This window comes from Kitasatospora sp. NPDC015121, from assembly GCF_055562955.1.
In genome coordinates, this window is record NZ_JBVHEH010000015.1 from 1 (window position 1) to 15,266 (window position 15,266).

A 15,266-nucleotide genomic window follows, 5' to 3' on the forward strand; every position below is an offset into this window, starting at 1 on the left:
CCTGCGCGATCTGGCACAACCGAACCATCGGCCGACCCGTCACCCGCTCACTCATCGCCTACGACCACTGACCGACTTCGGAACTACTCGTCTAGTCGTGCGCCAGGATGCTCCCCCGCCGGGAGAGCACGAAGTCGCGGAAGGCCGCCGCCGGCGGTGTCAGCGGCCGGTGCGCGTGCCAGGCCAGGCCGATCGCGCGGCGGGTGCGGGGGGCGGTGACCTCCAGTTCGACGACACCGGGGCGGGGGACGAGCGCGGGCGGGAGGAGGGAGACGCCGAGGCCGGCGGCGACCAGGCCGCGGAGGGTCTCGACCTCCTCGCCCTCGAAGGCGATCCGCGGCGTGAAGCCGGCCTCGGCGCAGAAGCCCGCCATGATGTGGCGCAGCCCGTACCCCTCCTCGACCGTCACCCAGCTGTCCCGGGCGACCTCGGCGAGGCGGATCCGGCGGCGCGCCGCGAGGCGGTGCTCGGCGGGGACGTTCAGGTACAGCCGCTGCTCGTCGATCGGGCGGGCGACGAGGTCGGGGGCGTCGGGGAGCGGGGAGACCAGGCAGAGGTCGAGTTCGCCGGCCCGCAGGCGCTGCAGCATCGCGGAGCCGTAGTCCTGGACGAGTTGGAAGCGCACCCGGGGGTGGCCGGCGCGGAAGCCGCGCAGCAGGGCGGGCACCGCGTCGGTGCCCATGGTGTGCAGGAAGCCGAAGGCGACCCGGCCGGCCGCCGGGTCGGCCTCGGCGCGGGCGGCCTCGACGCCGCGCTCGACCTCGACGAGGGCGCGCTCGACGGCGTCCAGCAGGATCCGGCCGGCCCGGGTGAGCCGGACGGTGCGGCCCTGGCGGGCGAGCAGGTCGACGCCGAGCTCGGCCTCCAGCCGGGCGACGGCGCGCGAGAGGGTGGGCTGCGGCATGCCGAGCAGCTGGGCGGCCTGGGTGACGTGCTCCAGCCGGGCGACGGCCGCGAACTCCGCCAACTGCGGTGCGAGCACCGTCACATCGGTGTCCGGCCCGAGTTCGGCGAGCCGGGCGGGGGCGGAGCTGCTCTCATGCGTCACGGCATGAATGATCCCGCATTGATGCATTGGACGCATCAGGCCGACCGGTCCTAGCGTCGTGGTCATGCAGCCCGCCAGTACCGAGGCGTCCGCGCCCGCCCCCGCCGCCACCCCCGCCGCCACCCCCGCCGCCACCGACCTGCGCCTGCGCCCGGGCAGCCGGGACTTCCGCCGCGCCAACCTCGCCCTGTTCGCGGCGGGGGTGGCCACCTTCGTCCTGCTGTACTCGACCCAGGGCCTGCTGCCGCTGCTCTCCGCCGACCTCGGCCTGACTCCGGGCCAGGCCAGTTGGACGGCGTCCGCCGCCACCCTCGGGCTGGCGCTCGCGCTGCTCCCGGCCAGCGCCCTGTCCGACCGCTACGGGCGCACCGCGGTGATGACGGCGTCCACGCTCGCCGCCGCGCTGCTCGCGCTGGCCCTGCCGTTCGCCCCGGACCTCACCACGCTGGTGGTGCTGCGCGCCGTGCAGGGCGCGGCGCTGGCGGGGCTGCCCGCGACCGCGATGGCCTACCTCGCCGAGGAGGTCCACCCGGCGGCGCTGGCCTCCGCGATGGGGCTGTACGTGGCCGGGAACTCGATCGGCGGAATGGGCGGCCGACTGGTCTCGGGCTGGGCCGGGGCCGCGTGGGGCTGGCGCTGGGGCCTGGCGGTCTCGGCGGGCCTGGCGCTGCTCGCGGCGCTGGCCTTCCGCGCCCTGGTCCCGCGCGCCCGGCACTTCCGCCGCGCGCCGGTCGCCGCCCGGGCGCTGGCCGCGACCGTCTCGGGCCACCTGCGCGACCCGCTGCTGCTGCGGCTGTACGCGCTGGGCATGCTGTTCATGGCGGTCTTCGGCGCGGTCTACAACACGGTCGGCTACCGGCTCACGGCCGCGCCCTTCCACCTCCCGCAGTCGGTGGCCGCGTCGGTCTTCGTGGTCTACCTGGTCGGCACCGCGTCCTCCGCCTCGGCGGGCCGGCTGACCGCCCGCTGGGGCCGTCGGGGCACCCTCTACCTGGCGGTCTCCACCACCACGGCGGGCCTGCTGCTCTCCCTCGCGGACTCCCTGGCCTGCGCGGTCCTCGGCCTGGTCCTGATCACCGCCGGCTTCTTCGCCGGCCACGCCACCGCCTCCTCCTCGGTCGGCCGCACCGCCACCACCGGCCGCGCCCAGGCGTCCGCCCTCTACCTGATCGCCTACTACCTGGGCAACAGCCTCGGCGGCACCCTCGGCGCCGACGCCTACCACTCCACCGGCTGGTCGGGCACCGCCGCCGTCGCCCTCGCCGCCATGGCCGGCGCGGCCGGCGTCACCCTCCACGCCACCCGCCGCGCCCACGCGGCCCGCCGCGAGCAGGGCGCCACCCTCCGGGCCTGACCGACGAACACCCGGCGCCGCGGGCACTGGCCGACCGGGTGCCCGCGGTGCCGGAGCCGCGGGCCCCGGAGATCGGCGACGGCCTGGTGCACCGCGCACTCGTCCCGGGCCGGCGGCCCGGGACCGTCGTCGAGCCGGTCCGCCGTCAACCGGACGCCCGGTGCGAATCCTTCGAACAGGTGACCCGGGGCCGGCCCCTGGAGCCCCCGTCCCCGTCCCAACCACGCCCGCCGTCCGCCCGGCCGCCCGCCCCCTCCTCGTCGTCGAGGTCGCACCGAGGGAGGGCGCGGCGACCGACCACCCCGCCCGGGCACCGGCACCGTCCGCTCCGAACCGGCCTCCGCCGACCGCCGGAACTTCGCCTCCGGCAGACACGGTCACCGTCGGCGCCCGGAAGCTCGACACCGGCGTCCTGCGCACCTGCGGCGGCCGGCAGGACGCCGGCGCGCGGCTAGCCGATCCGGTCCAGCACGATCGGCGCCGGGGTGAAGGCGGTGCCGGCCGGGGCGACGGCGACGGCGCCGTCCAGGGCCTCCAGGGCGTAGGGGAAGCGCTCGGGGGTGTCGGTGTGCAGGGTGAGCAGCGGCTGGCCGGCGGTGACGCGGTCGCCGGGCTTGGCGTGGAGTTCGACGCCGGCGCCGGCCTGGACCGGGTCCTCCTTGCGGGCCCGGCCGGCGCCGAGGCGCCAGGCGGCGACGCCGACGGCGTAGGCGTCGAGGGCGGTGAGGACGCCGGTGGCGGGGGCCGGGACGACGTGGGTCTCGCGGGCCGTGGGGAGCGGGGCGTCGGGGTCGCCGCCCTGGGCGGTGATCATGCGGCGCCAGTGGTCCATGGCGGTGCCGTCGCGGAGGGCGTCGGCGGGGTCCTTGCCCTGGACGCCGGCGGCGGCCAGCATCTCGCGGGCGAGGGCGAGGGTGAGTTCGACGACGTCGGCGGGGCCGCCGCCGGCCAGCACCTCGACGGATTCGCGGACTTCGAGCGCGTTGCCGGCGGTGAGGCCGAGCGGGGTGGACATGTCGGTGAGCAGGGCGACCGTGGCGACGCCCGCCGTGCGGCCCAACCCGACCATGGTGCGCGCGAGTTCGCGGGCGTCGTCGAGGTTCTTCATGAACGCGCCGGAGCCGACCTTGACGTCCAGGACGAGGGCGCCGGTGCCTTCGGCGATCTTCTTGGACATGATCGAGGAGGCGATCAGCGGGATCGCCTCGACGGTGCCGGTGACGTCCCGGAGCGCGTAGAGCTTCTTGTCGGCGGGGGCGAGCCCGTCGCCGGCCGCGCAGATGACGGCGCCGGCGGTGCGCAGCACGTCGAGCATCTCCTCGTTGGAGAGCAGGGCGCGCCAGCCGGGGATGGACTCCAGCTTGTCGAGGGTGCCGCCGGTGTGGCCGAGGCCGCGGCCGGAGAGCTGCGGGACGGCGGCGCCGCAGGCGGCGACCAGCGGGGCGAGCGGGAGGGTGATCTTGTCGCCGACGCCGCCGGTGGAGTGCTTGTCGGCGGTGGGGACGCCGAGCGCGGCGAAGTCCATCCGTTCGCCGGAGCGGATCATCGCGTCGGTCCAGCGGCTGATCTCCCGGGGGGTCATGCCGTTGAGCAGGATCGCCATCGCGAGGGCGGACATCTGCTCGTCGGCGACCTCGCCGCGGGTGTAGGCGTCGATGACCCAGTCGATCTGGGGGTCGGTCAGTTCGCCCCGGTCGCGCTTGGCCCGGATGACGGAGATGGCGTCCATTACACGTGCTCCATGGGGGGTGAAATGCGTAGAGTGCCGCGGGATGTCCTCCCGCGACACTCTACGCGCGTAACCAGCTGATCAGCTACAACTTCTCCGGCCCGAACGCGTCCGGCAGGACCTCGCTCATCGGCCGCACCCCGGAGGGCAGTTCGACCAGCAGGTCGGGTCCGCCGTGTTCGTACAGCAGCTGGCGGCAGCGCCCGCACGGCATCAGCAGCTCGCCGCCGCCGTCCACGCAGGTGAAGGCGACCAGCCGGCCGCCGCCGGAGGCGTGCAGCGCGGAGACCAGCCCGCACTCGGCGCACAGGCCGAGGCCGTACGAGGCGTTCTCCACGTTGCAGCCGACCACCGTGCGGCCGTCCTCGACCAGCGCGGCGGCCCCGACCGGGTACTTGCTGTAGGGGGCGTACGCGTGCCGCATCGCGGCCCGGGCGGCCTCCCGCAGCGCCTCCCAGTCGACGTCCGTCGCGGCCGCCGTCACTTGGCCTGCCCCTTGCGGTAGATCTGGCCGTCCGCCTTGGGCATCCGCAGCCGCTGCGAGGCCAGCGCGAGCACCACCAGGGTGATCACGTACGGGGTGGCGACGATCAGCGGGCGCTGCACCTCGTCGGTGCAGGCGTACCAGGTGGCGACGCCGCCCGCGACGACGGTGCTGATCAGGCCGGCGGTGAGCTTGCGGCGGTAGAACTGCCAGACGGCGAGCAGCGCCATCGCGATGGCGACCACCAGCAGCAGCACGTGCACCGAGTCGGCGTCGCGCAGCTGGAGGCTGTCGGTGAAGCCGAACAGGCCCGCGCCGGCGGCCAGGCCGCCCGGCATCCAGTTGCCGAAGATCATCGCGGCCAGGCCGATGAAGCCGCGGCCCTGGGTCTGGCCGTCCCGGTAGAAGTGCGCGGCGACCAGCGAGAGGTACGCGCCGCCGAGGCCCGCGAAGGCGCCGGAGGAGATCACCGCGAGGTACTTGTACTTGTAGACGTTGACGCCCAGCGACTCGGCGGCGGTCGGGTTCTCGCCGCAGGAGCGCAGCCGCAGGCCGAACACGGTGCGCCAGAGCAGGAAGTAGCTGGCGACCAGGAACGCGGCGGCGATCAGGGTGACCACCGACAGGTCGGTGACCAGGCCGCGGACGATGCCGGCCACGTCGGAGACCAGGAACCAGTGGTGCTTCTCGACGTCGCCCAGCCAGCCGGACAGGCCGGGGACGGTGAGGGTCGGCAGCGAGTCGGCGGGCGGCGACTGGTTGGCGCCGGCGCCGTCGTTCACGTAGTCCTTGTAGTAGATCCGGTTGACGTACGCGCAGATGCCGGGGATCAGCAGGTTGATGCCGACGCCGGAGACGATGTGGTCGACGCCGAAGGTGACGGTGACCAGCGCGTGCAGCAGGCCGCCGAGCGCGCCGCCGACCATGCCGGCCAGCAGGCCGACCCACGGGTTGACCAGGAAGCCGCCCCAGGCGCCGCAGAAGGTGCCGGCCACCATCATGCCTTCGAGGCCGATGTTGACCACGCCCGCGCGCTCCGACCAGAGGCCGCCGAGGCCGGCCATCGCGATCGGGACGGCGGAGGCCAGCGCGGCGCCGATCTGGCCGGAGGAGGTCAGGCCGTGGTTGCCGGTGGCCGCGCCGACCGCGGCGAACAGCACCAGGGCGAGCGCGATCAGCAGCAGCACCACCGGCCAGGTGAGCTTGGCCCGCTTCGCGGGCGCGGCCGGCGTCTTGGGCTTGTCGGCGACTGCGGTGCTCATGCCGCGACCTCCTTCTGGGCGGCCGCGGCAGCCTGCGCGGCGAGCTCGGCGCCGACCTTCTGCTGCTGGCGCTTGAGGCCGTAGCGGCGCACCAGTTCGTAGGCCACGACGACACAGATGACGATGGTGCCCTGGATCACCGGGATGATCTCGGACGGGTAGTCGCCCCGGGTGGGCAGCTGGGCGCCGGAGGCGTCCAGGAAGGCGAACAGCAGCGCGGAGAACGCGATGCCGATCGGGGTGTTGCGGCCGAGCAGCGCCACCGAGATGCCGATGAAGCCGAGGCCGGTCTGCACGTTCTGCCCGAAGTACGGGGTGTTCTGCATGAGTTCGGGCAGGCCGACCAGGCCGGCCAGCGCGCCGGAGACCACGATCGAGGTGATCACCATGCGCTTGACGTTGACGCCGGAGGCACCGGCGGCGCTCTCCGAGCGGCCGGTGGCGCGCAGGTCGAAGCCGAACCGGGTGCGGTTCAGGGTGAACTGGAAGACCACGCCGACCAGCACCGCGATCACGATGAAGCCCCACAGGGTGCCGCCCTGGGTCTCGATCGAGAAGAAGTGGCTGGACTCGGAGATCTTGCCGGTCTGGATCGAGTTGGTGGTGCCGCTGGTCTTCGGCGCGAAGACGCCGGGCACCAGCAGCACGCCGATCACGGCGGTGGCGATGGCGTTCAGCATGATGGTCGAGATGACCTCGCTGACGCCCCGGTAGACCTTCAGCAGGCCGGCGATCGAGGCCCACAGGCCGCCGACGCACATCGCGACCAGCAGCAGCAGCGGGATCTGCAGGAAGGCCGGCAGGTCGACCTGGGTGCCGACGAACGCGGCGAACATCATGGCCAGCTTGTACTGGCCCTCGATGCCGATGTTGAACAGGTTCATCCGGAACCCGAACGCGGCGGCGGCCGCGGCCAGGTAGTACACGGTGGCCTTGTTCAGCACGGCGACCTGTCCGTCGGACGCGGTGCCGTAGTTCCACATGATGGTGAACGCGTCGAACGGGTCGCGGCCGGAGGCCGCCAGCAGGCCACCGGCGATGATCAGCGACAGCAGCACCGCCAGCACGGGGGCGGCCAGGGCGAGCCCGATCCGCTCCAGGTCGACGCGCTCGCGCAGCGACCGCTTGGCCGCGGGCGCGGCCGGGGGGTTGGGACTGGTCATGTGGTTACTCCCCCGCCTGCTCGTCGTCGGCGGTGTCGGTGGACGGGGTGTCGGCCGGTGCGTCGGCCGGCCGGCCGGCCGCGGACTCGGTGCCCTCGGCGGCGGTGGCCTGCGCCTGGGCGACGGCCTCCGGGTCGGACTCGATGTGGCCGGTGGCGGCGCCGGTCATGGCGCTGCCCAGGTCCTCGGCGGTGACGGTGGCCGGGTCGGCGTCGGCGACCAGGCGGCCGCGGTAGATCACCCGGATGGTGTCGGACAGGCCGATCAGCTCGTCCAGGTCGGCGGAGATCAGCAGCACCGCCAGGCCCTCGCGCTGGGCGGAGCGGATCTGCTCCCAGATCTGGGCCTGCGCGCCGACGTCCACGCCGCGGGTGGGGTGGGCGGCGATCAGCAGCTTCGGGGAGTGGCTCATCTCCCGGCCGATGATCAGCTTCTGCTGGTTGCCGCCGGACAGCGAGGCCGCGGTGACCTCGATGCCGGGGGTGCGGACGTCGTACTCCTCGACGATCCGCTGGGTGTCGGCGCGGGCGCCGGCCGGGTCGAGCAGGACGCCCTTGGAGTTGGGCCGCTCGGTGACGTGGCCGAGGATCCGGTTCTCCCAGAGCGGGGCCTCCAGCAGCAGGCCGTGCCGGTGCCGGTCCTCGGGGATGTAGCCGATGCCGGCCTCGCGGCGGGCCCGGGTCAGGGTGCCGGTCAGGTCGGTGCCGTCCAGCGCGACGGTGCCGGCGTCCAGCGGCAGCATGCCCATGATGGCCTCGACCAGTTCGGCCTGGCCGTTGCCCTCGACGCCGGCGATGCCGAGGATCTCGCCCTTGCGGATCCGCAGCGACACGTCGTCCAGGACGACGCGCTCGACGCCCTCGGCGTCCGGCTTGGCGATCCGCAGGCCCTCGACCCGGAGCATCTCGGTGTCGGTGACGGTGGACTCGCGGCTCTCCGGGGAGGGCAGCTCGGCGCCGACCATCAGTTCGGCCAGCTGCCGGGCGGTGACCCGGCGCGGGTCGGCGTCGCCGACCGTGGTGCCGCGGCGGATCACGCTGATCGCGTCGGCCACCGAGAGCACCTCGTGCAGCTTGTGCGAGATGAAGATGACGGTGACGCCCTCGGCCTTGAGCTCGCGCAGGTTGTCGAACAGCGCGTCGACCTCCTGCGGGACGAGGACGGCGGTCGGCTCGTCGAGGATCAGGATCCGGGCGCCGCGGTACAGCACCTTGAGGATCTCGACCCGCTGCCGGTCGGCCACGCCCAGGTCCTCGACCAGCGCGTCCGGCTTCACGCCGAGGCCGTACTGGTCGGAGAGCTCGCGGATCCGCGCCTTGGCCCTGGCGCCGATGCCGTACAGGCCTTCGCCGCCCAGGACGATGTTCTCCCAGACGGTGAAGTTGTCGGCCAGCATGAAGTGCTGGTGGACCATGCCGATGCCGCGCGCGATGGCGTCCGCAGGGGTGGAGAACTCCACCTGCTCGCCGTCGACGGCGATGGTGCCCTCGTCCGGCTTCTGCATCCCGTAGAGGATCTTCATCAGGGTGGACTTGCCCGCGCCGTTCTCGCCCATCAGCGCGTGCACGGTGCCCCGCCGCACGGTGATGTCGATGTCGTGGTTGGCCACCACACCGGGGAAGCGCTTGGTGATGCCGCGCAGTTCGACGGCAGGTGTCGCCGTCCCCGCGCTGGGGGTGCCGCCGGTGGGGGCGGTGTCGGAGGGGGTGATGGCGATCTCCTGCTGGTCGTCGGGCGCTTCGTCGCGCTGAGGGCTCAGGGGGAAACCCGGGGGCCGGGCCGCGCGGGCCGGGCGCGGTGCGGCGGTCGGACGGCGGGGCGCGGAACCGGCAGGGGCCCGGACGGGCGCGCGTTCGGGCGCGTCCGTCCGGGCCCCTGCCGTGCGAGATCCGCTCCGGCCCCCGCGGGCCGCCCGGCGGGCGGGCGGCGGAGGCGGAACCGTCTTACGGGGCGGTCGGGACGGTGGTCTGGCCGCTGGTGATCTGCTGGGTGGCGGCGTCGATCTTCGCCTTGATGTCGTCGATGTTGCCGCCGGTGGTGGCCAGCGAGACGCCGGCCGCCTTCAGGTCGAAGTTCTGCACGCCGCCCTGGACGCTGCCGTCCTTCGCCGACTTGACGTAGGTGAAGACGGCCTTGTCGACGTTCTTCACCATCGAGGTGAGGATGCGGGCCTTGTACTTCTCCAGGGCCGGCTGCTTGGCCTGGTCGGAGTCGACGCCGATGGCCCACTTGTCGCCGCCGGAGGCGGAGGCCACGGCCTCGATCGCGCCGGTGCCGGAGGAGCCGGCGGCCGAGTAGATGACGTCCGCGCCCTTGTCGAGCTGGCCCTGCGCGGCCTGCTTGCCCTTGCCCGGGTCGGCGAAGCCGGTGAAGTCCGGCGGGGTGGTCAGGTAGGTGACCTCGACCTGGATGTTCGGGTCGACGGACTTGGCGCCCGCGGTGTAGCCGGCCTCGAACTTCTTGATCAGCTCGGACTGGACGCCGCCGATGAAGCCGACGTGCTTGGCCTTCGACTTGTTGGCCGCGGCCACGCCGGCCAGGAAGGAGCCCTGCTCCTCGGAGAAGGTCAGCGAGGTGACGTTCTTCGGCTGGTCGGCCGAGGAGGAGTCGATGATCGCGAACTTGACGTTCGGGTTCTCGGCGGCGACCTTGTTGACCGCGTCCTGGTACACGAAGCCGACCGCGATGATCGGGTTGAAGCCGCTGGTGACCAGGGACTTCAGGCGCTGCTCCTTGTCGCCCTCGGACTCGCCGGACTTGGCCTCGGCCTCGTTGATGGTGGCGCCCAGCTCGCTCTTGGCCTGGTCCAGGCCGCGCGCGGCGGAGTCGTTGAAGGACTGGTCGCCGCGGCCGCCGATGTCGTAGGCCATGCCGACCTTGAACGACGAGCTGCCGGCACCGGCCGAGGTGGAGTTGTTGTCGGTGCTCTTTGCGCCGCAGGCGGCGAGCGAAGCCATGCCCAGGGAACCCGAGAGCACGACCGCGGCGAGCTTGAGTGAACGGCGCAAGGGAGTTTCTCCTTCTCACACACCCGGTTGGCGTGGTCGAGCGCCACCGTAACGCGCGTAGAACACGGTTGTGTTACGGCCTGCGGAGGCATCCGGGTTGTTATCAAAATGTGGTCACACATCCAGGCAAATACGGACATAGCACCACACGCGGACAACCCGATGTTCATTACCGGCTGGTATCGGGCCACCACGGTACGCCTCCGCCGGGGCCCCGAGAAGGTGCCGCGCCGGGCGGGCCGGCGCGGCGCCCCGGGCCGGTCAGCCCAGGCCCACCCAGAACATCTGCGTCGTGGTGTTCCGGTTCTGCGCCGGGTCGAACGAGGCGGGCAGCGCGCCGGCGGTGCCGTTCAGGTGCGCGACCCGGTAGGTGGCCGGGATGAGCCCGGCGTTCAGGAAGGCGCCCGGGTTCGGGAAGGTCGAACCCCGGGCGAAGGACGGCGGGGTGGCCGCGTTGGCCAGCAGCGCCACCCAGTGGAAGCCGGGGCCCAGCGTGACCGGCGCGGACAGCGGCATCCGGCACAGCTGGTTCGCCCCGGACGACCAGGCCGCCGACTGCTCCGCGGTGCTCGCCAGCAGGCGGCCGGTGCGGTCGTACACGCCGGCCAGGTTGCCCGCGGTGAAGCCGGAGCCCACCGCGGCCAGCAGCACCGAGACCGCCGAGACGGTGACCGGCTGGTGCGTCTCCACCCGCACCAGGTAGACGTTGCCCGGGACCGGCCGGGTGCTCAGGTCGCTCGCGACGGCCGGGTCGAAGGACCAGGTGCCGTAGCCCGAGTCGGCGGGCTGCGGGGCGTTGCCGACCGGGGTGAGCGCGGGCGGGGGGACGTTGTAGGACACGCCCGTCGCGGTGGTCCGGTCGTGCAGGGTGGTGCCGGTGTCGACCACCGCGCCCGCGTCGTCCCGCACGCCGGCCACCGTGCCGGTCGGCACGCAGCCGGTGAGCAGCACCCGCAGCGCGCGGTCGGCGTACACCCCGTAGTCGGGGGCGAGCAGGCCGCCGGGCGCGTCGTCGCCGGAGACGTGGGTGGCGCAGCCGGTCAGCGCGACCGGGAGGGCGTTGCCGCCGGCCGGGGCGGTGATCCGGAAGCCCGCGTAGCCGCCGGGGACGGCGTTGTCGTTGCGGCCGTTGCGGCGGTTGCGGTCGGTCTGGCACCCGGTGAAACCGACCGTCCCGCACGTGCAGGTCAGGTGGAAGCCGTTGCCGTCGTTCCAGGTGGCCCGGACGCCGGTGAAACCGGTGGCGCCGATGCCGTCGAAGGCCCAGCCGGCGTCGCCCTTGGCGCCGTGCGCCTTGACGTCGATCCGGTCGACCGGCGGTGCGGCCGGGTCGGCGGCGAACAGGAGCCTGCGGCGGGTGCTGTGCATGGGTACGGGCCCTCCCCCGGGTGATCGTCGCGCGGTGATTCGACCACGCAGCGACCCTCCGCCGGAAGGGCCCGCCCCACTCGTCCCGCTCGGTGCTGCGGGCCGGGCCGGTTCAGGCCCCGGCGTGCTCCAGGGCCAGCGCGGCGAACAGCTCGACGCCGACCGCGATCGCCCGCTCGTCCGCGTCGAAGTCGCCCTGGTGCAGGTCGCGCGCGCCCTTCTCGTGCGGGCCGCGGACGCCCAGCCGGGCCAGCGCGCCGGGGGCGTGCTCCAGGTACCAGGAGAAGTCCTCGCCGCCGAGGCTCTGCTCGGTGGGTTCGACCACCGGGCCGCGCCCCTCGGCGAAGCGGGCGTTCATCGCGCTCTCCAGCCGCTCGATCGAGACGGCCTCGTTGACCACCGGCGGGACGCCCCGGTGGTAGTCGAGCGTCCACTTGGCGCGGTAGGTCTCGGCGAAGTGGGCGATCAGTTCCTCCAGCACCTCGGGCGCCTCCCGCCAGCCGGCCAGCTCCAGGCAGCGGACGGTGCCCTCCAGCTCGGCGTGCTGCGGGATCACGTTCGGCGCGGAGCCGGCCGCGATCCGGCCCCAGACCAGCGAGACGCCCCAGCGCGGGTCCATCCGGCGGGAGAGCGCGGCGGGCAGCTCGGCGGCCAGCTTGGCGACCGCGCCCACCAGGTCGGTGGTCAGGTGCGGGCGGGCGGTGTGGCCGCCGGGGCCGTCGACCGCGATCCGGACCTTGTCGCAGGCCGAGGTGATCGCCCCGGCCTTCAGCGCGATCCGGCCGACCGGCACCTTCGGGTCGCAGTGCACCGCGAAGATCCGGCCGACGCCCTCCATGCCGCCGGCCGCGATCACGTCCAGCGCGCCGCCGGGCATCATCTCCTCGGCGGGCTGGAAGATCAGCCGCACCGGCCGGGTCAGCTCCCCCGCCTCCAACGCCTGGGCCAGCACCAGCCCGGTGCCGAGCACCACCGCGGTGTGCACGTCATGGCCGCAGGCGTGCGCCCGGCCGGGCAGCGTGGAGCGGTACGGGACGTCCTTCTTGGCGTCGTCGATCGGCAGCGCGTCGATGTCGGCGCGGAAGGCCAGCAGCGGGGTGCCGGGCGCGGTGCCCGGCGGCACCAGGTCCACCAGCAGTCCGGTGCCGCCCGGCAGCACCCGCGGCTCCAGGCCGGCCGCGACCAGCCGCTCGCGCAGCAGGCGGGTGGTGCGGAACTCCTGGCGGCCGAGCTCGGGGTGCCGGTGGAGGTCACGCCGCAACTCGATCAACTCGTCCTGGTACGACGCCACTCGGGCGCGCAGGTCGGCGGTCGGGCGGGCGGCGGTGACGGTGGCGGCGGCTGCCGGCTGGGGAGCGTTCACCTTGACAAGGGTATGACGGCGAGCGGTTTTTGGCCCGACTTCCGAAGAACTCGGCACCGGATGGGTGCTTAGCGGCCGCTGAGATGGGTAGGACACTTCGTTTCAGCCCGCCCTTCGTTCCGGGGTCCCCGGCCTGTGCAACGACCTGCACCGGGGATCGGACACGGCGGCTGCTCCGGCCGGGGCCGCAGGCCGCCGGGGCCAAACGTTTCCCCCCGATCCGGTCATGCCGAGGCAAAGCTTTCGGACCTGCTCTTGAGCGGTGCACACCAGTCCGAATAGACAGCTTGCGCACAGTCAACTCCGGTGCCGCGGTGGGGGGTCTTCCGCTCGCGGCGCGCCTCGTCACGCCCTCACGAGGGGCAGCTGACGCTCCATCGAACCGAGAAGGGGGGACCGACGTGCCCATCGCGCGCAACAAGCTCGCCCGGAGCATCGCTCCGGCCACCGTCGCCGCCGCACTGATCCTCACCACCCTGGGCGCGGCCGTGCCGGCCTCCGCCGCCACCCCGGCCGCCGACGGCGCGCTGGCGCTGCCCGGCACCCACCCCGCGTGGGCCACCCCGCAGGCCGACGCCGGCGCCGCCGACGCGTCCGCCCCGGCCTCCGCCCGGATCTACCTGGCCGGCCGCGACGCCAGCGGCCTGGCCGCGCTCGCCAAGTCGGTCTCCGACCCGGACTCGGCCTCCTACGGCCGGTACCTGAGCGCCGACCAGGCGCGGGCGGAGTTCGGCGCCACCCCGGAGCAGGTCAAGGCCGTCACCGACTGGGTGACCGGCGCGGGCCTGTCGGTCTCCGCCAGCACCAACCACTACGTGCAGGTCTCCGGCTCCACCGGCGCGCTGGCCAAGGCCTTCGGCACCGGCTTCCACGACTACCGCACCGCGGACGGCGTCCACCGGGCGCCGACCGCCGACGCCAAGGTCCCGGCGGCCGTGGCCGGCGCGGTGCTGGCCGTCTCCGGCCTGGCCGACGCGATCCACAAGAACGCCTCGGACGCCACCTCGGTCCGCGAGGCCGAGCGGCGCGGCGCCGCCGCCTCCCGGCTCGCCACCCCCGACAAGAAGGCCCCGGCCACCCTGCCCGAGGTGCCGACCTGCTCCGAGGACGGCTACGGCTCCAAGACCGCCAAGGGCGCCCCGGTCGGCTACGAGAAGAACGAGCCCTTCGCCCCCTGCTCGTACGTCCCGGCCCAGCTGCGCAAGGCGTACGGCGTCAGCGACGCCAAGGTCACCGGCAAGGGCGCCCGGGTCGCGGTCATCGACGCGTACGGCCTGTCCACCATGGAGCAGGACGCGAACCACTTCTCGGCGCTGCACGGCGACCAGCCGTTCAAGCCGGGCCAGTACACCGAGTACGTCACCCCGGACAAGTGGACCCACCAGGACGAGTGCGGCGGTCCCGAGGGCTGGGCCGGCGAGGAGGCGCTCGACGTCGAGATGGTGCACGGCCTCGCGCCCGACGCCCAGGTCGTCTACGTCGGCGGCAACTCCTGCTACGACGACGACCTGTACGACGCGATGGCCAAGGTCGTCGACGAGCACCTGGCCGACGTGGTCTCCAACTCCTGGGGCGAGATCATGCACGGCACCAGCGGGGACATCGACCCCGCCGTGGTCGCGGCCGACAACCAGGTCTTCCAGCTCGGCGCGGTGACCGGCATCGGCTTCACCTTCTCCTCCGGCGACTGCGGCGACAGCTCCCCGGGCGCGGCCGCCACCGGCGTCAACTGCCAGGCCGACACCAACCAGGCGCAGGCCGACTGGCCGTCCGCCTCCCCGTGGGTCACCTCGGTCGGCGGCACCGCCCTGCAGCTCGGCGACAAGTCCGGCAAGTACGGCGGCGAGGTCTCGATGGGCGACCTGCGCTCGGTGCTCTCCGCCGACCAGAAGTCCTGGAGCCCGTTCCCCGGCGCCTTCTACTTCGGCGGCGGCGGCGGTGTCTCCAAGGACTTCGCGCAGCCCTGGTACCAGCAGGGCGTCGTGCCGGACCGGATCGCCAGGACCGCGGCCGACGGCACCGCCTCCGCGACCCCGCTGCGCGCCACCCCCGACATCGCGATGAGCGGTGACCTGGTCGCCGCCACCCTGGTCGGCTTCACCAGCGGCGGCACCTACAGCGAGGGCGGCTACGGCGGCACCTCGGTCTCCGCCCCGGAGACCGCCGCGATGTTCGCCAACGCCGTCCAGGCCCGCGGCGGCCGCGCCCTCGGCTTCGCGAACCCGGCGCTCTACGACCGGGCCGGCAGCAAGGCCTTCAACGACGTCAACGACGACGCCAACCACTCCAAGCGCGGCAACGTCGTCGACCTCGGCCTGGTGAACGGCTCGCTCCGGGTCCGCCTCTACAAGATCGGCGCCGACTTCGGCCTCTCCGCCTCGCGCGGCTACGACACGGCCACCGGCCTGGGCTCCCCGGGCAAGGGCTTCTTCAAGTCCTTCGAGCTGAAGAAGTAGCAGCGGTCGGCACGACGCCCGAAGGGCTGCC

The 15,266-nt window shown here is 73.6% G+C and carries 11 protein-coding genes; 2 read left to right on the forward strand and 9 right to left on the reverse strand.

Annotated elements, in window-relative coordinates; all coding sequences use genetic code 11:
• Window positions 1-91 precede the first annotated feature (91 nt).
• On the reverse strand, window positions 92-1,048 hold the full coding sequence (locus ACZ3J7_RS22865) for a LysR family transcriptional regulator (RefSeq protein ID WP_465624116.1): 957 nt from the start codon (window positions 1,046-1,048) through the stop codon (window positions 92-94).
• Window positions 1,049-1,112: 64 nt separating this feature from the next.
• Between ACZ3J7_RS22865 and ACZ3J7_RS22870 the strand changes: the two genes are divergently transcribed.
• Entirely contained in the window at window positions 1,113-2,402 is a 1,290-nt protein-coding gene (locus ACZ3J7_RS22870) for an MFS transporter (protein WP_465624118.1), read from the forward strand.
• Between the two features lie 451 nt (window positions 2,403-2,853).
• Here the strand turns inward: ACZ3J7_RS22870 and ACZ3J7_RS22875 are convergent, their stop codons facing one another.
• From ACZ3J7_RS22875 to ACZ3J7_RS22910, 8 genes are all read right to left on the reverse strand, one after another.
• Window positions 2,854-4,131 (reverse strand): thymidine phosphorylase, encoded by a 1,278-nt coding sequence (locus ACZ3J7_RS22875; protein WP_465624120.1) that lies wholly within the window; start codon window positions 4,129-4,131, stop codon window positions 2,854-2,856.
• A gap of 85 nt (window positions 4,132-4,216) precedes the next feature.
• Window positions 4,217-4,615: a cytidine deaminase gene (locus ACZ3J7_RS22880; protein WP_465624122.1), complete on the reverse strand. Its 399-nt coding sequence runs from the start codon at window positions 4,613-4,615 to the stop codon at window positions 4,217-4,219.
• Window positions 4,612-5,877 (reverse strand): ABC transporter permease, encoded by a 1,266-nt coding sequence (locus tag ACZ3J7_RS22885; protein ID WP_465624124.1) that lies wholly within the window; start codon window positions 5,875-5,877, stop codon window positions 4,612-4,614. The genes ACZ3J7_RS22880 and ACZ3J7_RS22885 overlap by 4 nt, the downstream gene beginning before the upstream one ends.
• A complete protein-coding gene (locus ACZ3J7_RS22890) occupies window positions 5,874-7,040 on the reverse strand; it encodes an ABC transporter permease (protein ID WP_465624127.1) in 1,167 nt (388 codons plus the stop codon). Before ACZ3J7_RS22890 ends, ACZ3J7_RS22885 begins: the two co-directional genes overlap by 4 nt.
• Window positions 7,041-7,044: 4 nt before the next feature.
• Entirely contained in the window at window positions 7,045-8,652 is a 1,608-nt protein-coding gene (locus ACZ3J7_RS22895; RefSeq protein WP_465624129.1) for an ABC transporter ATP-binding protein, read from the reverse strand.
• 331 nt (window positions 8,653-8,983) lie between these two features.
• Window positions 8,984-10,048 (reverse strand): BMP family lipoprotein, encoded by a 1,065-nt coding sequence (locus tag ACZ3J7_RS22900; protein ID WP_465624131.1) that lies wholly within the window; start codon window positions 10,046-10,048, stop codon window positions 8,984-8,986.
• A gap of 261 nt (window positions 10,049-10,309) precedes the next feature.
• On the reverse strand, window positions 10,310-11,416 hold the full coding sequence (locus tag ACZ3J7_RS22905) for a hypothetical protein (RefSeq protein WP_465624133.1): 1,107 nt from the start codon (window positions 11,414-11,416) through the stop codon (window positions 10,310-10,312).
• A gap of 112 nt (window positions 11,417-11,528) precedes the next feature.
• The gene (locus ACZ3J7_RS22910; protein ID WP_465624135.1) at window positions 11,529-12,779 is read right to left on the reverse strand and encodes an amidohydrolase; all 1,251 of its coding nucleotides are present in this window, start codon (window positions 12,777-12,779) and stop codon (window positions 11,529-11,531) included.
• Window positions 12,780-13,180: 401 nt separating this feature from the next.
• Between ACZ3J7_RS22910 and ACZ3J7_RS22915 the strand changes: the two genes are divergently transcribed.
• Complete coding sequence (locus tag ACZ3J7_RS22915) at window positions 13,181-15,235, forward strand: S53 family peptidase (RefSeq protein ID WP_465624137.1); 2,055 nt, start codon at window positions 13,181-13,183, stop codon at window positions 15,233-15,235.
• The last annotated feature ends 31 nt before the right edge of the window (window positions 15,236-15,266 follow it).